Source organism: Romboutsia ilealis (assembly GCF_900015215.1).
Taxonomy (GTDB): domain Bacteria; phylum Bacillota; class Clostridia; order Peptostreptococcales; family Peptostreptococcaceae; genus Romboutsia; species Romboutsia ilealis.
The window spans coordinates 1,955,836-1,975,864 of the sequence record NZ_LN555523.1 but is presented as its reverse complement, the minus strand read 5'-3'; the positions used below and the strand labels follow the sequence as shown (position 1 = coordinate 1,975,864).

23 protein-coding genes are annotated in these 20,029 nt (G+C 26.6%); all 23 read left to right on the top strand.

Annotation, left to right across the window (positions count from 1 at the left end):
• Window positions 1-6 precede the first annotated feature (6 nt).
• The 23 genes from murD (at window position 7) to CRIB_RS09230 (ending at window position 19,957) form a co-directional block, all read left to right on the top strand.
• Window positions 7-1,365 carry a UDP-N-acetylmuramoyl-L-alanine--D-glutamate ligase gene (gene murD / locus CRIB_RS09340; RefSeq protein ID WP_180702110.1) on the top strand — a complete coding sequence of 453 codons (1,359 nt, stop codon included), beginning with the start codon at window positions 7-9 and terminating at the stop codon, window positions 1,363-1,365.
• A 34-nt stretch (window positions 1,366-1,399) separates the two neighbouring features.
• Window positions 1,400-2,530 carry a stage V sporulation protein E gene (gene spoVE, locus CRIB_RS09335; protein WP_180702109.1) on the top strand — a complete coding sequence of 377 codons (1,131 nt, stop codon included), beginning with the start codon at window positions 1,400-1,402 and terminating at the stop codon, window positions 2,528-2,530.
• 14 nt (window positions 2,531-2,544) lie between these two features.
• Entirely contained in the window at window positions 2,545-3,780 is a 1,236-nt protein-coding gene (gene murG / locus CRIB_RS09330; protein WP_180702108.1) for an undecaprenyldiphospho-muramoylpentapeptide beta-N-acetylglucosaminyltransferase, read from the top strand.
• A 477-nt stretch (window positions 3,781-4,257) separates the two neighbouring features.
• Window positions 4,258-4,995: a cell division protein FtsQ/DivIB gene (locus CRIB_RS09325; RefSeq protein WP_180702107.1), complete on the top strand. Its 738-nt coding sequence runs from the start codon at window positions 4,258-4,260 to the stop codon at window positions 4,993-4,995.
• 27 nt (window positions 4,996-5,022) lie between these two features.
• On the top strand, window positions 5,023-5,703 hold the full coding sequence (locus tag CRIB_RS09320) for a DUF881 domain-containing protein (RefSeq protein ID WP_180702106.1): 681 nt from the start codon (window positions 5,023-5,025) through the stop codon (window positions 5,701-5,703).
• Window positions 5,696-6,394 (top strand): DUF881 domain-containing protein, encoded by a 699-nt coding sequence (locus CRIB_RS09315; RefSeq protein ID WP_243633508.1) that lies wholly within the window; start codon window positions 5,696-5,698, stop codon window positions 6,392-6,394. The genes CRIB_RS09320 and CRIB_RS09315 overlap by 8 nt, the downstream gene beginning before the upstream one ends.
• A 62-nt stretch (window positions 6,395-6,456) precedes the next feature.
• On the top strand, window positions 6,457-6,810 hold the full coding sequence (locus CRIB_RS09310; protein ID WP_180702105.1) for a small basic family protein: 354 nt from the start codon (window positions 6,457-6,459) through the stop codon (window positions 6,808-6,810).
• Window positions 6,811-6,914: 104 nt separating this feature from the next.
• Window positions 6,915-8,063: a cell division protein FtsZ gene (ftsZ, locus tag CRIB_RS09305; RefSeq protein WP_180702104.1), complete on the top strand. Its 1,149-nt coding sequence runs from the start codon at window positions 6,915-6,917 to the stop codon at window positions 8,061-8,063.
• A gap of 533 nt (window positions 8,064-8,596) precedes the next feature.
• Complete coding sequence (locus tag CRIB_RS09300) at window positions 8,597-9,439, top strand: sigma-E processing peptidase SpoIIGA (RefSeq protein WP_180702103.1); 843 nt, start codon at window positions 8,597-8,599, stop codon at window positions 9,437-9,439.
• 20 nt (window positions 9,440-9,459) lie between these two features.
• Window positions 9,460-10,182 (top strand): RNA polymerase sporulation sigma factor SigE, encoded by a 723-nt coding sequence (gene sigE, locus CRIB_RS09295; protein ID WP_180702102.1) that lies wholly within the window; start codon window positions 9,460-9,462, stop codon window positions 10,180-10,182.
• An 86-nt stretch (window positions 10,183-10,268) separates the two neighbouring features.
• Window positions 10,269-11,042 (top strand): RNA polymerase sporulation sigma factor SigG, encoded by a 774-nt coding sequence (gene sigG, locus CRIB_RS09290; protein ID WP_180702101.1) that lies wholly within the window; start codon window positions 10,269-10,271, stop codon window positions 11,040-11,042.
• Between the two features lie 138 nt (window positions 11,043-11,180).
• Window positions 11,181-11,654, top strand: a complete 474-nt coding sequence (locus CRIB_RS09285) for a hypothetical protein (protein WP_180702100.1) — start codon at window positions 11,181-11,183, stop codon at window positions 11,652-11,654.
• Between the two features lie 2 nt (window positions 11,655-11,656).
• A complete protein-coding gene (locus tag CRIB_RS09280; RefSeq protein WP_180702099.1) occupies window positions 11,657-12,319 on the top strand; it encodes an accessory gene regulator ArgB-like protein in 663 nt (220 codons plus the stop codon).
• Between the two features lie 60 nt (window positions 12,320-12,379).
• Entirely contained in the window at window positions 12,380-12,499 is a 120-nt protein-coding gene (locus CRIB_RS09275) for a cyclic lactone autoinducer peptide (protein WP_180702098.1), read from the top strand.
• A 71-nt stretch (window positions 12,500-12,570) separates the two neighbouring features.
• Window positions 12,571-14,244 carry a bifunctional diguanylate cyclase/phosphohydrolase gene (locus tag CRIB_RS09270; protein ID WP_180702097.1) on the top strand — a complete coding sequence of 558 codons (1,674 nt, stop codon included), beginning with the start codon at window positions 12,571-12,573 and terminating at the stop codon, window positions 14,242-14,244.
• Between the two features lie 84 nt (window positions 14,245-14,328).
• Entirely contained in the window at window positions 14,329-14,592 is a 264-nt protein-coding gene (locus CRIB_RS09265) for a YlmC/YmxH family sporulation protein (RefSeq protein WP_180702096.1), read from the top strand.
• A 19-nt stretch (window positions 14,593-14,611) separates the two neighbouring features.
• Entirely contained in the window at window positions 14,612-15,070 is a 459-nt protein-coding gene (nrdR, locus tag CRIB_RS09260) for a transcriptional regulator NrdR (RefSeq protein WP_180702095.1), read from the top strand.
• 1 nt (window position 15,071) lies between these two features.
• Window positions 15,072-15,782, top strand: a complete 711-nt coding sequence (gene pgeF / locus CRIB_RS09255) for a peptidoglycan editing factor PgeF (RefSeq protein WP_180702094.1) — start codon at window positions 15,072-15,074, stop codon at window positions 15,780-15,782.
• Between the two features lie 16 nt (window positions 15,783-15,798).
• Window positions 15,799-16,488: a winged helix-turn-helix domain-containing protein gene (locus tag CRIB_RS09250; protein ID WP_180702093.1), complete on the top strand. Its 690-nt coding sequence runs from the start codon at window positions 15,799-15,801 to the stop codon at window positions 16,486-16,488.
• An 18-nt stretch (window positions 16,489-16,506) separates the two neighbouring features.
• A complete protein-coding gene (locus CRIB_RS09245) occupies window positions 16,507-17,784 on the top strand; it encodes a HAMP domain-containing sensor histidine kinase (protein WP_180702092.1) in 1,278 nt (425 codons plus the stop codon).
• A gap of 90 nt (window positions 17,785-17,874) precedes the next feature.
• Window positions 17,875-18,807: a YIEGIA domain-containing protein gene (locus tag CRIB_RS09240; RefSeq protein ID WP_180702091.1), complete on the top strand. Its 933-nt coding sequence runs from the start codon at window positions 17,875-17,877 to the stop codon at window positions 18,805-18,807.
• 14 nt (window positions 18,808-18,821) lie between these two features.
• Window positions 18,822-19,754 carry a YIEGIA domain-containing protein gene (locus CRIB_RS09235; RefSeq protein WP_180702090.1) on the top strand — a complete coding sequence of 311 codons (933 nt, stop codon included), beginning with the start codon at window positions 18,822-18,824 and terminating at the stop codon, window positions 19,752-19,754.
• Between the two features lie 2 nt (window positions 19,755-19,756).
• Window positions 19,757-19,957, top strand: a complete 201-nt coding sequence (locus CRIB_RS09230) for a capping complex subunit for YIEGIA (protein WP_180702089.1) — start codon at window positions 19,757-19,759, stop codon at window positions 19,955-19,957.
• Window positions 19,958-20,029: the final 72 nt, after the last annotated feature.

Genomic DNA, 20,029 nt, shown 5'->3' with positions numbered 1-20,029 from the left:
TAAACAATGAATCTAAAAAATAAAAAAGTTTTATTAGTAGGTCTAGCAAAAACTGGTGTATCTACAATTAAACACTTGAATAGATTAGGTGCAAAAGTAGTTGTAAATGATATAAAAGATAAAGATAAGTTAAAAGATATATTAGATGAGCTTTCAGATTTAAATAATGTAGAATATATATTAGGATATCATCCTGAAAATGTAGATGATGTAGATATAACAGTTGTATCTCCAGGAGTACCATTAGATTTACCTTTTATATTAAAGTTAAAATCTAAAAATATAGAGATAATAGGAGAAGTAGAATTAGCTTATAGGCTTTCTCAAAATCCTATATTTATAGGAATAACAGGAACTAATGGAAAAACAACTACAACATCTTTAGTAGGAGAAATATTTAAAAAGGCTAGTAGAGATACTTATATAGTTGGAAATATAGGAAATCCTGTGATAGATACAGTAGGTATTGCTAATGAAAATTCTGTATTGGTTACAGAATTAAGTAGTTTTCAACTTGAAAGTATAGATAAATTTAAACCTCATGTAAGTGCGATACTAAATTTTACAGAGGATCATTTAAATAGACACCATACTATGAAAGCTTATATAGAAGCTAAAGCTAGAATATTTGAAAATCAAGATAGCAAAGATTTCTGCATCTTAAATTATGACGATGAAGATGTAAGATCTTTATCAGATAGTGTAAAAGCTAAAAAAATATTCTTTTCTAGGAAAAAAAGCTTAGAGTATGGAATATATTTAGATGAGAAAAAAAATATTATTATAAACATAGATGAAAAAATTACACTTTTAAATAAAGATGAACTTAGTCTTCCTGGAGACCATAATCTAGAAAATTGTATGGCAGCTGCAGCAATAGCATATGTATCTAATATAGATATAGATGTTATAAGGAAAGTATTAAAAACTTTTGCTGGGGTAGAACATAGACAAGAGTTTGTAAGAAATTTAAATGGAATAATGTTTGTAAATGATTCAAAAGCTACAAATCCAGATTCAAGTATAAAAGCTGTTCAATCTTATAATAGACCAATAGTATTAATAGCTGGTGGAATGGATAAACAAAGTAGTTTTGATGAATTTTTAGATATTGCAAAAGAAAATGTATATGCATTGGTTTTACTAGGTGAAACTGCACAAAAGATAAAAGAATGTGCTCAAAATAAAGGATTTGATAATATAACTATAGTAAAAGATATGAAAGAAGCTGTAAATGCTTCTTATCAAATTGCAAAAGATGGAGATGTAGTTTTATTATCGCCTGCATGTGCAAGTTGGGATATGTATAAAAGTTTTGAAGTAAGGGGTATTGACTTCAAAGATAATGTAAACAATTTAAGGTAACCTCTTATCTAGGGAATGGAGGGAAAGCTTTAGCATGGCAAAAGAAGCTTTAAAAAAACAAATTGATAAGAGTATTAAAACGGAATTTGATAGTGTAATATTTTATACAACTATGACTTTAGTATTTATAGGTATCATTATGGTGTTTAGTGCAAGTTTTGTTCAATCTGCATTTAAACATAATGATTCTTATTACTTTTTAAAAAGGAATGTTATTTATGCTATTTTAGGATTTATATCTATGATTATAATATCTAATATAGATTATAGATTTTGGAAGAAAAATGCTAAAGTAATAGGAATAGTATCAGTTATATTATTACTTTTAGTATTAACACCATTAGGTATAAAAGCAAATGGTGCAAGGCGCTGGTTAGGATTTGGGGCATTTACTATACAACCAGCAGAAATTGCAAAATTTGCTACTATCATAATTACAGCGAAGCTTATAGAAAAAAGATATGACAATATGAAGTCATTAACTAAAGGAGTATTACCAATTTTAGTAATACCAGGGATATTTTTCAGTTTAATAATGCTTCAACCAAATATGTCTACGGCAGGAACTATAATATTAGTTACATTTGTTATGATATTTGTAGCTGGTCTTAGTATGAAGTTTGTAATGGCTATGTTTGGTAGTGGTGTAGGTTTATTTTTACTTTTAGCACTTACATCTGAATATAGATTAAAACGTATATTATCATTTTTAGATCCATTTCAAGACCCATTAGGAAATGGATACCAAGTTATACAAGGTCTTTATGCATTAGGATCAGGTGGACTGTTTGGAATGGGTCTTGGGAAGAGTCAACAAAAATGGTTTTACATACCTGAACCACAAAATGATTTTATATTTGCTATAATAGGTGAAGAGCTAGGGCTTATAGGATGTGCAGTAGTAATAATGTTGTTTGTCATATTAGTATACAGATGTGTAAGAATAGCATTAAATTGTACAGATATATTTACATGTATGGTTGTAATTGGTATAGGCGCTCAAATAGGAATTCAAGCGGCATTAAATATAGCGGTAGCAACTTCATCAATGCCAGTTACAGGAGTTGCACTTCCGTTTATAAGCTATGGAGGAACCTCACTTATTATATTTATGAGTGCTGTTGGTATAGTATTAAACATTTCAAAATATGTCAAAATGAACTAACAGGAGATGGTTAAATGAGAGTTTTATTATCTGGCGGTGGAACTGGAGGGCATGTGTATCCAGCTATAGCTATCGCAAATAAAATAAAAGAAGAAAATCCAGATGCAGAAATATTATTTGTAGGGACAGAAAAGGGAATAGAGTCGGAGATAGTTCCTAAGTATGGATATGAATTAAAAACAGTGACAGTTCAAGGATTTAAAAGAAAAGTAGATTTAGATAATGTAAAAAGAGTTTTTAAGTTATTTAAAGGTTTAGAGCAATCTAGAAAAGTAGTTAAGAAATTTAAACCAGATGTAGTAATCGGTACAGGAGGTTATGTAAGTGGACCGGTACTATTTAATGCAGCTATGGGAAAAGTTCCAACTGTAGTACATGAGCAAAATTCTTTTCCAGGTGTTACTAATAAAATACTTGCTAAAATGGTTACAACAGTATTAACTAGCTTTGAAGACTCACATCAAAGATTTCCAGAAGGAACAAGAGAAAAATTAGTACTTACAGGAAATCCGGTTAGAAAAGAAATATTAGTGGCTAGAAAATCTATAGCAAGAAGAAATTTAGGAATAACAGAAGATAAAAAAATGGTTCTTTGTTATGGTGGTAGTGGAGGATCTAGAAAAATAAATGATGCTATGAAGTTGGTAGTTAGAAATATGGTTAAAGATGATGTTGCTTTTATATTTGCTACTGGAAAGTCATATTATAATGAGTTTATTAATAGCATAGAAGATTTACATTTAAAGCCATATCAAAGAGTAGTTCCGTATTTAGAGGATATGGCGAATGCACTAGCTGCAAGTGATTTAGTTATAGGCAGTGCAGGTGCTATATCATTAGCTGAGATAACTGCGCTTGGAAAGCCATCTATAATAATTCCAAAAGCATATACTGCAGAAAATCATCAAGAGTATAACGCTAAAAGTATAGAAAAACAGGGTGCAGGAATTGCTATACTTGAAAAGAACTTAACTGATGTAAGATTAAATGATGCAGTAACTAGACTTTTAGGAAATAAAGAAGAATTATTAGAAATGGCTAATAAAAGTAAAGAAATAGGAAAGCCAGAAGCTATAGATCTTATATATGATGAAATTTTAAAGATATATAATGCTAATAATAAGGAAAAATCACCTAAAAAAGAAAATAAAAAATCTAAAAAAGAAGAAGATATCGAGACTAATGTAGACTTAGATAAAAAAGAAGACACAGGTAGTCAAGGTAAAGTAATAGGAATAAAGAAAAAGTAACATACATCCCCTTTAGTATATGATTTTAAATTATATACTAGAGGGGATTATTTGTGTTTAAGTATATAGTTAGCGATGACAATAAAATAAAAGGAAGGCTATATTATATAAAAATAAGATATCTTGCAGGATGTGAGTGTATTTCATGAAAATATCTTTGAAAATAGATTTATACATTGTACAGAATTTATTAGAAGGGTAGCTGATATATAACAGAAAATATATACATTGTAAAGGGTTTAGAAAAACTACACAGTTAAATTGTTAAATCTACTGATTTAATGGGGATGCATTTATAACTAAATAAAAGATAAATAAAGGCTTTATGACATTTTTATATTTAATAAAGAAGTTTAGAGCATTAAGTAAATGAATAAATTTATAAGTTAAAATATAATATAAATTAAGATATATGTAGGAAATCTCACTATAAAAGTTGTATTTATATATAAAATATAGATTAAGAGAGGTACATATATGAAAAAAAATAAAAAAAAGATAAACAATAGCAAAGTAGTTATTATTTTTAGTCTTTTATTGATTATAGTTATAGTTTTATATACAGCATTAAATAGTGGAGTATTTATTAGTGAAAATATTGAAATCGATGGAAACAAATATGTTGAATCAGAGTATATTATAAAAGCTCTAGATATAAATAATAGCAAGAACATATTTAGATATAATATAAAGGACATGGAGGAAAGTTTATTAAGAAATAAATATATTGATGAAGTTGAAATAAAAAGATCGCTACCAAATACTTTAAAGATTAATATAGTAGAAAAAGAAATAGTGGCAAATTTATATAATGAAGAAGTATATTGTTATATAGATAAAGAAGGTAATTTTATAGATAAAATTGATGAAGATAATAAAGATAATGGAGTAATTATAGTAAATATAGATTATAATATAACTGATTTACAGGAGATAAAATTTAAGAATGAAGAAGATAGAAAAAGGTTACTATATTTACTAGAGTCTATAAAAGAAGAAGGCATTTATAAAAAAATAGACAATATAGACATGACAAAAGATGATTCTATAAATATTAACACTAATGATGATATAAATATATTATTAAATAATGATGAAGAGGTAAAATATAATATATCTAGATTAGCAATGATTCTAACTGATTTACAGAATAAGAAAGAAAAAGGAGGAGAAATTGATTTGTCTACTGGAAAGAATGCGTTATATAGGCCTTAAAATTTAAGTCCAATAGGAGTTGATATTATGAAAATAAAAATTCCATATAAAAGTGTAGTTATTTGTAGTATATTTTTAGGTGTATTAATAAGTATTCAATTCAAGACAATTAACTTAGAAAATGAAGGAATGACTACATCTAAAAAAGGAGAGCAACTACTACTAGAATTAAAATCATTAAAAACAGTAGAAAATAGTTTGAAAGAGCAAATAAATACAATAAAAAGGGATATAGATAAATATAAAGACGGTGATGATATATTAAAAGCTGAAATTAATTATTATGAAGAACTAGCAGGGTATACAAATATTAATGGACCTGGAATCACAATTAAATTGATAAATAATGGTTCGGAAGATAGTATAATTTATAATTATGATTTAATATTATCCATTATAAATAAATTAAATTCAGCTCAAGCAACTGCTATATCTATAAATGAAGAAAGGATAGTATTTGATACATATTTAAATTTAAAAGAAGATAGTTTATATATAAATAATACTAAAATAAAAGAGCCAATAACTATAAACGCTATAGGAGATAAAGATACATTAGAGTCTGCACTTAAAATTAAGTATGGTATTGCTTGGGAGATAGAAAAATATTATAACTATAAAGTAGATATAAAGAGTGATGATAATATAAACATAAATGGTTATGATAAAAAAATAAAAGATATAGATGTTGGTAATTTAAATGAATAAAAGAAAGAAATATATAAATCATAAAATGGTTGTTTTATGTGCGTTTATATTAGGTATTCTTATAGTGATATATATTAAGACTTTAGATCCAAATAAGGTTTATATAACATTAGAAGAAAAGAAAAATTTAGAATATGAAATCGATATAGAAAATAAACAAATAGAAAAGCTTAGAAAAATTAAAAGTGAATATCAAAAAGATTTAGAAATATACGAGCAAAAATTTTCAAATGAAAAATCTGTTAGGGAACTAATGGAATATGAATTATCATACTTAAAAGATATTACAGGAGAATCTAAAGTAAAAGGAGAGGGAATAATAATAACTATAAAAGATAGTGAAAATGAGTTAAAGGAAAATCAAAATCCAAATGAACTTATAGTTCATGATATAGATATATTAAGAATTGTTAATGACCTAAAAAAAGCTGGGGCTACAGCGATATCTATAAATGAAGAGAGGATACTTACATTAAGTAAAATAAAATGTTCTGGTGCAACTATAAAAGTAAATGATACTACTTATGGACAACCATTTATAATTAAAGCTATAGGAAACTTAGAAACATTAAAAGCTTCAGTACTTTCTCCAGAATCATATGCTAGTATATTACAAGAAATATATGGCATTTATATAAAAGTAGATGAAGAAAATGATATTATAATAAATTCTTTCAAAAAATATGAATAAAAAAGTATTAAAAAACTTGAAAAATATATTAGTTTCAAAGTAAAATAGAAAAGGTGAGAATTATGATATGGATACTAGTGGGGCTAGCACTTGGTATAGTAGTAGGATTTTATATTCCATTTACTTATCCAGCAAATTATTCTTTATATATGTCGGTAGCAATACTTGCGACTATGGATTCAATATTTGGTGCAGTAAAGTCAGGATTACAAGGCAAGTATGATAACTTAATATTTCTAACTGGATTTATAGGAAATGCACTATTAGCTATAATATTGACATATATAGGAGATAGATTAGGTCTACCGCTTTATTATGTCGCTATACTAGTCTTTGGGTCGAGATTATTTGACAATTTATCGCTAATAAGGAGACATATTGTTACAAAAATTAGTGATAAAAAAAGAGGAAAATAAATATTTTTGTGGAATAAATTACTTAAGAATTAACAAAACGTAGAATTAAATGATATAATTAATACATACATTTACTTACAATTATAAAACAAGGAGGTCTATATATGCTAAACTTTGACGTAGAAATAGATGGTCTTGCGCAAATTAAAGTAATCGGCGCAGGTGGCGGTGGAAATAACGCAGTTAATAGAATGGTAGAAGCTCAACTTCAAGGTGTCGAGTTTATCGCAGTTAATACAGATAAGCAAGCTTTACATACATCAAAAGCTGAACACAAAATCCAAATAGGTGAAAAGCTTACTAGAGGATTAGGAGCAGGAGCAAATCCTGAAGTTGGAAAGAAAGCAGCAGAAGAAAGTAAAGATGAAATAATAAAAGTACTTGAAGGTGCTGATATGGTATTTGTTACAGCTGGTATGGGTGGAGGAACAGGTACTGGTGCAGCGCCTGTTATAGCTCAATTAGCAAAGGAAATGGGAATTCTTACAGTAGGAGTTGTTACTAAGCCATTTGTATTTGAAGGTAAAGTAAGAATGAAAAATGCTGAAAATGGAATAGCAGAATTAAAATCTAAAGTAGATACATTAATAACTATACCTAACGATAGATTATTACAAATAGTTCAAAAGAATACTTCTATGTTAGATGCATTCTCTATGGCAGATGACGTATTAAAGCAAGGTATACAATCAATATCTGATCTTATAGCAGTACCAGGTCTTATAAACCTAGACTTTGCAGATGTTACTTCTGTAATGAAAGAACAAGGGCTAGCTCATATGGGTATAGGTAAAGCTACTGGAGAAAATAGATCTATAGAAGCAGCTAGAGAAGCAATACAATCTCCACTTTTAGAAACATCTATAAGAGGAGCTAAAGGTGTATTACTTAATATAACAGGTGGAGCTAACTTAGGTCTTCTTGAAATAAATGAAGCATCAACTTTAGTTCAAGAATCTTGTGACCCAGAAGCAAATATAATATTTGGTGCTTCTATAAGAGAAGATTTAGGCGAAGAAATAAGAATAACAGTAATAGCTACAGGATTTGATGAAGCAAAACATATGGAATCAGAAGTGATAGAAAAGGTTAAAACTACGCCTAGACCAACATTAAATACAGCTCCGATAGCTACTAAGCCTATCGAAGTTGAAGTAAAGGAAGAGGTTGCTGTTACTAAAGAAGAACCAAGAAGAAGTTCTATATTAGATGATGATATGGAAATACCAACTTTCTTAAGAAGAAGAAGATAGATATATTAAGAAGCCAATCGGCTTCTTTTTTTTATGCTTAAGGAAATTATAGTTAGAAAAAAATATGGATAACCTATGAATACAAGTATTATCAATAACCTTATAAATGTAAAAATGATATTTTGAAATATTTCGCCGACACGTCGCTCAAGCGAAGTGAATTTTTTATTAAAGATATTATAATACTTAAAAGGTGAGGATAATTTCTGGATTTAAATAATATAAATAAACTAGTTTTGGTAGTAAAAAAGATTTTGAATAACAGACAAAGTTTTGTGCTATATAAGCAGAGCAAATTTTTATTTAGATTATGTTTATCTATCAATAAAAAATAAGATAAAAATTTACTTATATTAAATTAATTCAACAAATAAATAATATAAAAACATAAGCAACTAACACTTAATAGTAGAATGCTTTATTTTTTTGTTTATTTATATTATAAATTAAATACCTTTCGACTGTTAAAAGTGACATAAAATAAAGTATAGATTGACTTATAATATATTACAAAGATAAAGGGAGGTAATGTAATGTATATAGAATATTACATTATAGAAAACCTATTAATAAATTATATTATTATAAGTTGTACTTCTATTCTTATAAAAAAGTATAGTAGCAAAAAAAAAAGATGGCTAGGTTCTTTTATGGGCACTATATACTCAGTTGTATATCTATATCCTAGATTAGAAATATTATTCACATTGCCATTTAAGTTATTAATTATGACTTTTATAACATTAATATCATTTACCTATAGAGATAAAAAAGAATTTATAAGAATATCTGTAGTGTTTTATTTAGTAAATGTTTTTATATGTGGAAGTACTTATTTTATAATTTATTTCACAGGTATAGAACATATGAAAGTATCATTCTTAATAGTATGTGCGTATATAAGTTGCGAATTGCTTAAATACATATACAGAGATATAAAAACTCTTAAATATATTAAGGATATAAAAAAGACAATAGATATAAATTTACTTGGTAAACATTGTACATGTGAGGCTTTAATAGATAGTGGAAATTTATTGAAAGACCCTCTAGGTAATAATGAGGTTATAATAGTTAAATCAAGGACATTAAAAGGAATTATAAGTGATGAGTTAGTAGAATATGATTATGAGAATATGGATATATCCAAAGTGCAAAATATTATAAGTTCTTCAGATAGAGGGTTAATCTCAAGAGTCAAACTTATTCCATATAAGCATGCAGGAGGTAATAATAGTTCAATAATTTTAGGGATTAAAGTTGATTATGTTGAAATTGATAAAAATAAGATAAGTAATGTTGTTATTGGACTATCTAACTTTGATGATTCTGAATATGATGCTATTTTAAATCCAAGTATATTACAAGAGGTTTAGTTAAAAAGGGGGAGAAAAAAGTGAAGTTATTAATATCAAAGGTGTTAAGTAAAATAGTATTAATACTAATTAAGCTTAATATTATAAAACCAAAAAGTATTTTTTATATGGGAGGGGTAAATATACTACCTCCGCCATTAAATCCAGAAGAAGAAATGGAATTATTACAGCGATTAGAAACTGATGATAGTATAAAACAAATTTTAATAGAAAGAAATCTAAGATTAGTTGTATATATATCTAGAAAATTTGAAAATACTGGAATAGATATAGAAGATTTAATATCTATAGGGACAATAGGGCTTATAAAAGCAGTAAATACTTTTAAATTAAATAAGAATATAAAATTGGCAACATATGCATCTAGATGTATAGAAAATGAAATTCTTATGTACCTTAGAAAAAATAATAAGAAAAAAATTGAAGTTTCGTTTGATGAACCATTAAATATAGATGTAGATGGTAATGAATTATTATTATCAGATGTATTAGGAACTGAAAATGATGAAATATACAAAATTATAGAGGAAGAGATAGACAAAGATTTATTAGTTATGGCACTAGATAGATTATCAGATAGGGAAAAGCAAATAATGGAATTAAGATTTGGATTAACTACAAGAGGTGAAGAAAGAACGCAAAAGGAAGTTGCTACAATGCTTGGAATATCTCAATCTTATATATCAAGGTTAGAAAAGAAAATAATATCTAGATTAAAAAAAGAAATGAAAAAATTTGTGTAGATAAATAATTTACTCTTAAAAGTATAAAAATATATGATGTGTAAATAATTTCATATAAGAAAACTTTTAAGAGAGGACTGAAATATATGCAAATAAATAAAGTTGAAATCTGTGGTGTAAATACATCTGAACTTCCAGTTCTTAAAAATAATCAAATGATGGAACTTCTTTTGAAAATAAAAGCGGGAGATGAAGAAGCAAGACAAGAGTTTGTTAGAGGTAATTTAAGATTAGTTTTAAGTGTTATACAGAAATTCAATAACAGAGGAGAAAACATAGATGACTTATTTCAAATAGGATGCATAGGACTTATTAAAGCAATAGATAACTTTGATCTAAGTCAAAATGTAAGATTTTCAACTTATGCAGTACCTATGATAATAGGAGAAATAAGAAGATACTTAAGAGATAATAATCCTATAAGAGTAAGTAGGTCATTAAAAGATATTGCATATAAGGCATTGCAAGTTAGAGAAAGATTAGTAAGAAATAATGCTAAAGAACCTACAGTATCGGAGATAGCAAAAGAGTTAGAATTAGAAGTAGAGGATGTAGTTATGGCTCTAGATGCAATACAAGATCCAATATCTTTATTTGATCCAGTGTATCAAGATAATGGAGATGCAATATTTGTAATGGACCAAGTACAAGACAAGAAGGATACAGATGAAAATTGGTTACAGGAAATAGCATTGAAAGAAGCTATTAAAAAATTAAATAGTAGAGAAAAATTAGTATTGGATTTAAGATTTTACAAAGGAAGAACTCAAATTGAGGTAGCAGATGAAATAGGTATATCGCAAGCACAAGTATCAAGAATAGAAAAAAATGCACTTAAAAATATGAAAAAATATATATAATAAACTTATTATTATCGTTGGTATTTATATACCAACGTTTTTTTATCCGAATAAAATGTAAAAATATAGCATTATAGTTTGAAATTTCATATTAAATGATGATATAATATGAGTATACATTAAATAGGAGGATATTTCGTGCTAGAATCATCTTTAGTTTATATATTTACAAGGACTTTTCCTGAAAGTTTAATTTTAGTATTATCTGGGGTAATTCTATTAGGTATTAATATAGATAAGAAAAAAATATTTAAATATGGAATAATTTTAGGGATTATAATAGGTATTATAAGGTTATTACCTATAACTTTTGGAGTTCATTCAGTATTGTCTATGATAGCTTTATGTATAATACTACTTAAGTGTGCCCGTAATGATATAGTAAAATCTATGGTATCTACTTGTCTTGTATGGATATCATTAGCACTTAGTGAAGGTATTTATATATTAATAGCTACATCGCTGTTAAATATAAACGTTGAACGCTTAACGGATAATACCACATTACAAGGAGCAATAATAACACTTCCGTCACTACTAATAATGTTTTTAATAGTGTTATTATTAAGATATATAAAAGATAATATATTAAAGTTTAAAATAAGAGGTTAGATATGGGGGTTATAGATAAAATTTCACTAAATTTATCTACGAGACTAGGGGATAGACTTGATAAAGATGAAGAACAAAAGGCTGTACTAAATTATGGATTATTTATGATTATTCATACCTTTCTAGGTATAATTCTTACTATATTAGTAGGATTAATAACTGGAATGATAATTGAAATGTCGTTAATAACTATTACTAGTGCATTATTTAAAAGATATACTGGTGGAGTTCATGCAAGTACGCCAGAAATATGTTTAATTATTGGAATTATATTATCATTAATATTATCAACAGTCTGTAGATTTATATCTATTAATATAGATATAAATAATATTGTTTTAATAGGAATGACAATTATAGCATTTTCTTATTATATGATATACTATAAATGTCCAGTTCCGTCTAAAAATAAGCCATTGAATAATGAAAAAACTAGAAATAAATTAAGAAAGAAAGCATTTACTTTACTTAATATATATATTATTTTGATTATAATATTATATATTATATATTATATTTTGAAGCTAAATATTGTAAAAAGTATTATAGTATCTTTTATACTAGGTATATTTTTACAAATGATAGTTTTAACAAATATAGGTACAAAATTTATCAATTTATTAGATAAAGTATTTGTTTGTTTTATAAATAAAACATTACTATGATTTTAGAATAATAATTAAATTATTTTAAAATATATATTTAAGAAAATAGGGGGAATAAAAATGAATTTTCTATTTAACGCTTTATCAGAATTAATATCAGGTGTAGCTAAAGGAGCTTCAACTTATTGTGCACTTATATTTTTTGAACCAGAAATGCCAAAATCATTAAGAGAAGAATAGTAAAAAACCATAAGGAAATACATATCCTTATGGTTTTTGATTAATGGAAATGCTTAATTAGGTGAAATTGTATGAGTAGTTTTGAACAGAAAAGAAATAAACAAGTATTTGAGATAATTGTAATATTAAAAATTATATATATAGCACTAAGTATGATAGCTATATCAAGTGCATATAATTTTAAGAAAGAAATTATAAATGTTGTATTAGTGCCTATTGTATTTAGTATAATATTAGTTGCTGTATTAGCTTATTTTTCTTGGATAGTGGTTTATATAAGAGGTAGAATAGACAAATGTCCTAAGATAGCTGATTATATAGAAACAACGATTATGTTATGTGTTTTTATCCTGACGATTATGACTACGGGATTACAAGATAGTGGATATAAATTACTTGGAATTTTTATAGTATTAATAGGTGCTATACAATTTGGTAGAAATTATAGTTTAGGAATAGCAACTATATCCATGATTATAATATTAGCTATTGACTTTTTATCAATAGGATCAAATAAACAACTCTTGAGTGGATATTTTGAAAAAGATTTAATCTTATTTAGTGCATTATTTGTAACTGCATTTATATTAGGTATGTATGTAGATATAGAAAGAGAGCATAGTAAAGAACTAAAAAATCTAGCCAATATAGATGAACTTACAGGATTATATAATCATAGATATTTTCAAGAGTTTTTACAAAAAGCTATTAATAACGCAGATAAAGAAAAACAAGAGGTATCATTGTTATTTATGGATATAGATTATTTTAAAAATTTTAATGACGTTAATGGTCATCAAGCTGGAGATTTAATTCTTAAAGAAATTGGTCAAATAATGAAAAGTTGTATTAGAAGCACTGATGCTGTAGCAAGATATGGCGGCGAAGAATTTGCAGCTATACTTCCAAATACTACAGAACATGATGCTGTAAAAATCGGTGAGAGAATTAGGGCATCTATACAAAATACTGATTTTAAAGGTCAAGAAAATCAGCCAGATAAAAATATAACTATATCTATAGGTATATCATCATACCCTAAAAGAGCTATAAGTAAACATCAGCTAATAAATACTGCAGATGATGCATTATATAGAGCAAAATCGTTTAATAGAAATAGAGTTGAATTATATCGTGGTATATTAGATGATTTATATGAAAACATGGAGATAGATAAGGATGTTGTTAAGTTCATAAAAGCTTTTATGAATATGATAAATAAAAAAGATAGATATACATATAGACACACAGAGAGCGTAGTTATATATGCTAAGTATTTTGGTGAATATTTAAATTTAACTAAAAAAGAAAAAATTAGCCTACAAGTATCAGCATATCTTCATGATATAGGAAAGTTAGAAATACCTGATGATGTCTTAAATAAAAAAGAAAAATTGACAGAAGCAGAGAGGCAGATGTTTATTAAGCATCCTCAAACAGGTGTTGATTTGATAAAAAGTATAAAACAACTTGATGAATTTCAACCAATAATAAAACACCATCATGAGAGGTACGATGGTAAAGGATATCCAAGTGGGTTAAAAGCAACAGAAATACCTTATTTATCTAGGATGCTTACAATAGCAGATAGCTTTGATGCTATGACTTCTAATAGACCTTACAATAAAGTAAAGACTCAAGAAGAAGGGATTAAAGAGTTAAGAGATAATGCAGGGACACAATTTGATCCAGATTTAGTTGAAAAATTTATTGAGATGCTTGATAAGTATAAAGATAAGTTTTAAAAAATGACCAATATAGGTCATTTTTTTTTGTCCAAGTTCATAATTATTTTTATAAATATATTTTTTATTGAGAGGAGATATAATATGATAAGAGTATCTGATATAATGGAAAAGGAAATAATTAATGTAAAAAATGGAAAAAGAATGGGGTTTATAACTGATATAGATATGGATGTTAATGAAGGCAAGGTAATATCATTTTCTATATCTGGAGATAGTGGACGAGGTTTTTTTTCTAGAGGATATGAAGAAGAAGCAATATCTTGGAATGATATACTAAAGATAGGATGTGATACTATAATAGTAAATATAGGATCAGAATTTAATTTAGACGAATTTAATATATAGCGACAAAGGAGGAATAAAGATGCAATGCCCTTATTGTAATCATAAAGAATGTAAGGTAATGGATTCTAGACATACGGATTCAAAATCTATAAGAAGAAGAAGAGAATGTGAGGCATGTAAGAAAAGATTTACAACTTATGAAAAAATAGAAACAACACCTATTATGGTAATAAAAAAAGATAATACGAGAGAATACTTTGATGGAGATAAGATAAAATATGGGATACTAAAATCTTGTGAAAAAAGACCTGTTTCAGTTGAACAAATTGAAGAAATAGTAGCGTTTATTGAAAATGAAATAAACAAGTATTATATTTCAGAAATAGAGACTGAAAAAATTGGAGAAATGGTAATGGATAAATTAAAAGATGTAGATGAAGTAGCATATGTAAGATTTGCATCTGTTTATAGACAATTTAAAGATATAAATACTTTTGTGACAGAATTAAAAAATATACTTATGGAAAGAGAAGACTAATATGAAAAATTATATAACAGTGCAACAAATTAATGATAATATAGATTTTGTTAACTTAGCTATAACGCTTAGTAATGTAGATTCAAAATCTAGAGAAGATATGAAAGTAGTTTGTAAAGACGGAAATTTTAATATAGAAAACCTAACTAGTAATATTCAGATACATTCAAATATAGTTAATAAAATAGATAAAAATAATATAGGACAAAAAGAGGAGGGAGATGCATTAATAACAAATTTATCTAATGTACCTTTATTAATATTTACAGCTGATTGTGTGCCGATAGCTATAATAGATAAAAAGAATAAAGCTATCGCCCTAGCTCATGCTGGATGGAGAGGGACTTATGATGTAATAGCTAAAAAAACTATAGAGAAAATGATAGATAATTATAATACGAATCCTGAAGATTTAGTATGTGTTATAGGTCCGTCTATAGGTCCTTGTTGTTATGAAGTATCTAAAGATTTAGTTGAAAAATTTAACATGAATTTTACAAATAGTACAGAAAAATTTTATACAATAGAAGAAGGTAGATATAAATTAGATTTATGGAAAGTTAATGAGTATATATTAAGGGAATGTGGAGTTAAGGATGAAAATATAATAAATCTAAAATTATGTACTAGTTGTAATAGTGATAAATTCCATTCTTATAGAAAACATAACCAAACTCTAGAAAGAATAGGTACTATACTGCAGATAAAATAAAGGAGGATATATAATAATGAAGCCTAAAATCCTTATTATAGATGACGAAATTCATATAGTAGAACTTATTAAATTTAATTTAGAAACATCAGGATATGAAGTAGATATTGCGTATGATGGACTAGATGGATATCTTAAAATAAAAGAGAATATACCACATTTGGTTCTTCTAGATTGGATGTTACCGAATATAAGTGGTATAGATATGCTAAAGAAGATAAGAAGCGAAAAATCTTTATCTGATATACCAGTTATAATGCTGACTGCTAAGAATATGGAAAGTGACAAAATAGAAGGATTAGAATTAGGTGCAGATGATTATATAACAAAGCCATTTAGTATAAAAGAACTATTAGCTAGAGTAAGTTCTGTACTTAGACGATATAATATAAATAAAGAAAATATTGACAATATTTTAACTGTAGGGAATTTAAATGTAAATCTTCTTAAACATGAGGTTTTTAAAGGAAATGAAAAAGTTGATTTAACTCTTAAAGAATTTGAACTTTTAAAGCTTTTGCTTGAAAATAAAGGCAAAGTACTTTCAAGAAATTATCTTTTAGATAAAATATGGGGGTATGACTATTATGGTGAAACTAGAACCGTAGATGTTCATATTAGATATTTAAGAAAGAAAATAGAAGGAGACGATTCATCAGAAAAATATATACAAACTATAAGAGGAGTAGGATATAAGATAGATTAAAAGTTAGGAGATAACTTTATGGATAATATTGTATTAGTTTTTATAACGCTAATATCATCTACAGTATCAATAATATGTATTAGATACAATATAAGGCTTAGAAATTATTTAAAAGCATTTATAAAAACATCTAAGAATATAAGCAATAGAGAATTTCATTCTCGTCTAAATATAGATGTAAGAGGTGAACTTGGAGAATTAAGCAAAAACTTTAATGACATGATAGATATAATGAATAGTAAAATTGAAGAAGTAGAATATAATCACCTTCAAATGACATCGATATTAAAAAGTATATCTCATGGAATTTTAGCCGTTGATATTGATGGTAATATAATGCTTATAAATGATGAAGCTAAAAGTATATTAAAGTGCAATGAAGATAAAATTATAGAGGGAAAAAATATAAATATTATAATACAGGAATCAAGTTTACTAAAAGAAATTGCTTTATTTAAGGGATCTAAAGAAAGTAAATATGTAGAAATTACAACTGATGATGAAATAGTATATAGTATAAATTTAGACCCAATATATCTACAAGATATGAATAACGTAATAATTGGTTCAATTATAAATATTAAAGATATAACTGAAAAAGTTAAATTAGAAAATATGAGAACTGATTTTGTTGCTAATGTAAGTCATGAATTAAAAACACCTCTTACATCTATAAGTGGATTTGTAGAAACTTTGAAGTTAAATGAAAATATAGATGTAGCAACTAGAAATAGGTTTCTAGGAATAATTGAAAGTGAATCGGATAGGTTAAAAAGGCTTATAGATGATATATTATTATTATCATTTATAGAGAAGAATGAAACTAAATCGTTAGAATTAGTGAATATATATGAAATTTTTATGGAAGTATACGAAATGACAGATTATTTCGCTAAATCTAAAAATATAAATGTAAGCTATAAATTTAGTGATCAAAGTATATCAATACTATCCAATCGAGATTATATAAAGCAAATATTTTTAAATTTAATTGATAATGCCATTAAATATACACCAGAGAATAACAATGTATATGTAGAGGTTTATTATGATAAAAATAATTTAGTAATAAAAGTAGGCGATAATGGAATAGGTATACCTAAAGAGGATATAAATAGAATATTTGAAAGATTTTATAGAGTAGATAAAGCTAGAAGTAGAGATGTAGGTGGTACTGGTTTAGGCTTAGCTATAATAAAGCATATAGTAAAGAGTTTAGATGGAACTATAAATGTAAAAAGTGAATTAGGACAAGGTAGTGAATTTATTATTACTATTCCAAAAAAATTTCCTTAAAATAGAGGAAATTTTTTTTTATTTTTGTGCAAACTAACTTTAATTACAAATTTTATATTAGTAATTTAGAAATAAAAGGAGTTGATACAGATGAATGAAAGTCTTATAGCAGATGATTTGTTTAGGCGCGCATTTATAGTAGCTTTATTTATAGGAGTACTATGTAGAGGTTTTGTACTAAGGGTAACAGATAAGCAGTATCCATCTAGACCTCAAGATTATTTAGAACAGATAATAATATCTGGATTATCAGCATCTTTGGGTGCAATTGCATTTCCAGCCCTTATAGATAAAGAATTTTCAGCATTAACATTTTTTGCCGTAGCAATACAACAATTTCAAGGTTTATCGCAAGAAGAAAGGATTACAATAGAAAATATTGATAATACAGAGGTAGTGCCTAAAGGTGCAGCATATATAGAAGAAATATCATCTACATATGAAAGTAGAAGTTATATAAGTCTATTTTCAGCATTAGTTGCTTCGATTATATATATATATTTTGCTAGAGCGTATAAATTTGGATTTTTACCATGTACCATTTTAGCAGCAATAGGTGGTGCTATAGTAGGACTTATTTTTAAAAGATTTTTAAGAAGAAGTAGTATAGGAGATATAGCCGATGTAGTTGAGGCTAAGATCAATTTTGATGGCCCGATACTTAAAGTTAATGACGTATTTATAGAAAATATAGGTTTAGAGGATACTAGAAGTAAATATTTACAAGAAGCTATTGCAATAGAGATTATACCTAAAAATATGAAGTCCTATGGAATTATTAGTGACTTAGGTCAGAGACAAGCAGTGCTTCATAATTTATTTATTCATTTTGGGATAAATAAAGATATAGATGAAAAAGATTTATTAGCAACAACGAAAGTCAACTTAGGTAAAAATACAGTAGTTATTCCTTATTTACCACTTGTTAAAGATATGGATGAATTAATAAAGGTAGTGAAAAGTACACCGATATTAGAAGTATCAAAGGGAAAACAAAGTGCATATAGTGGTGAAAAATTATAAAGTGAGGTGATAAAATGGATAAGATATTTTTTATAGGAATTATTATTGGAATATTATCGAGACTAATTATGTTACATTTAGATCAAAAACAATATCCAACAGAACCAAATATTTTACTATCCCAATTAGTTTTAGCATTTGTAGCATCGGCTTTAGGCTCTTTATTAGTACCTGCGCTTATAGAACGTTCGTATACATCTATTACGTTCTTATCTTTAGCAGCACAGCAATTTAGGCAAGTAAGAGATAATAGAAGAGATACTTTGCAAAATTTAGAAGATATGCAACTAATACAAAGAGGAAATGCTTTTATAGAAGAAATAGCTAGAACATATGAAGTTAGAAATTATACTTGTATAATAACTTCATTTCTTACAGTAGGGATTTATTATATAGTATCAAGCGAATTTAAATTAGGAGATACTCTATCAATTATAATTAGCTCTATATGTGGATTAGCTTTAGCATTTATACTTAAAAAGCTGCTTACAAGACAAAGTATTGGTGATATAGCAGATGTAGTACCTTCTAAAATTAGTTTTGTAGATGAATGCATTATGCAAGTAGGAGAATTAAAGGGTATAACTAATATAGGATTAGAAAAAGATAGAGAGAAATATTTATCTCAGGGATTAGGAATAGAAATAATACCGAAGGATAATAGTTATGCTAATGCAGGAACTATATATGATCCTGGTCAACGTCAAGCTATTATATATAATATATATTCTAGAATAGGAATATTAAGAGAAGAAGATGAACCAGCTTTTTATCCATTGCCAAGAATAAATCTAAATAATGGTAGTCTTGTAATAGCTGTTGTTCCAGTAGATAAAGATATAAATAAGTTGATAGATGCAGTTAAATCATGTCCTATTTTATCTAGTGCAAAGGGTAAAAATGTATCATTAAAAAATTATAAAATAGATAAGAAGGGAAGTGTATAGGAATGGGAATGAACATAGGTATAACTGATTATACTCTTGGTATAATTACAACTGATAAAAATATGAAACCAGTTGGAGGATGTCCTATAATTTATGCAAATGATAATAAAGATTTGCAAAATAAAGCTATGTTAATGGCAAAAAGTGTTGGTGGAATGGTTCATGCTATCGATAAGGAAACCTTAATTATAGTTAAACATTAGAAGGTACCAGATGGTACCTTTTATAATCTGGCAAATATTGACGTGATTTAATAAAACATGTTATTATAATGT

Coding starts and splice junctions, on each gene's coding strand:
- CRIB_RS09320 (WP_180702106.1), top strand. CDS start 5,023: ATGAAAATAAAAATTCCATATAAAAGTGTAGTTATTTGTAGTATATTT.
- nrdR (WP_180702095.1), top strand. CDS start 14,612: ATGCAATGCCCTTATTGTAATCATAAAGAATGTAAGGTAATGGATTCT.
- CRIB_RS09265 (WP_180702096.1), top strand. CDS start 14,329: ATGATAAGAGTATCTGATATAATGGAAAAGGAAATAATTAATGTAAAA.
- CRIB_RS09300 (WP_180702103.1), top strand. CDS start 8,597: ATGTATATAGAATATTACATTATAGAAAACCTATTAATAAATTATATT.
- CRIB_RS09250 (WP_180702093.1), top strand. CDS start 15,799: ATGAAGCCTAAAATCCTTATTATAGATGACGAAATTCATATAGTAGAA.
- CRIB_RS09275 (WP_180702098.1), top strand. CDS start 12,380: ATGAATTTTCTATTTAACGCTTTATCAGAATTAATATCAGGTGTAGCT.
- ftsZ (WP_180702104.1), top strand. CDS start 6,915: ATGCTAAACTTTGACGTAGAAATAGATGGTCTTGCGCAAATTAAAGTA.
- CRIB_RS09280 (WP_180702099.1), top strand. CDS start 11,657: ATGGGGGTTATAGATAAAATTTCACTAAATTTATCTACGAGACTAGGG.
- murG (WP_180702108.1), top strand. CDS start 2,545: ATGAGAGTTTTATTATCTGGCGGTGGAACTGGAGGGCATGTGTATCCA.
- CRIB_RS09240 (WP_180702091.1), top strand. CDS start 17,875: ATGAATGAAAGTCTTATAGCAGATGATTTGTTTAGGCGCGCATTTATA.
- murD (WP_180702110.1), top strand. CDS start 7: ATGAATCTAAAAAATAAAAAAGTTTTATTAGTAGGTCTAGCAAAAACT.
- CRIB_RS09310 (WP_180702105.1), top strand. CDS start 6,457: ATGATATGGATACTAGTGGGGCTAGCACTTGGTATAGTAGTAGGATTT.
- CRIB_RS09230 (WP_180702089.1), top strand. CDS start 19,757: ATGGGAATGAACATAGGTATAACTGATTATACTCTTGGTATAATTACA.
- sigG (WP_180702101.1), top strand. CDS start 10,269: ATGCAAATAAATAAAGTTGAAATCTGTGGTGTAAATACATCTGAACTT.
- pgeF (WP_180702094.1), top strand. CDS start 15,072: ATGAAAAATTATATAACAGTGCAACAAATTAATGATAATATAGATTTT.
- CRIB_RS09325 (WP_180702107.1), top strand. CDS start 4,258: ATGAAAAAAAATAAAAAAAAGATAAACAATAGCAAAGTAGTTATTATT.
- spoVE (WP_180702109.1), top strand. CDS start 1,400: ATGGCAAAAGAAGCTTTAAAAAAACAAATTGATAAGAGTATTAAAACG.
- CRIB_RS09245 (WP_180702092.1), top strand. CDS start 16,507: ATGGATAATATTGTATTAGTTTTTATAACGCTAATATCATCTACAGTA.
- CRIB_RS09270 (WP_180702097.1), top strand. CDS start 12,571: ATGAGTAGTTTTGAACAGAAAAGAAATAAACAAGTATTTGAGATAATT.
- CRIB_RS09235 (WP_180702090.1), top strand. CDS start 18,822: ATGGATAAGATATTTTTTATAGGAATTATTATTGGAATATTATCGAGA.
- CRIB_RS09315 (WP_243633508.1), top strand. CDS start 5,696: ATGAATAAAAGAAAGAAATATATAAATCATAAAATGGTTGTTTTATGT.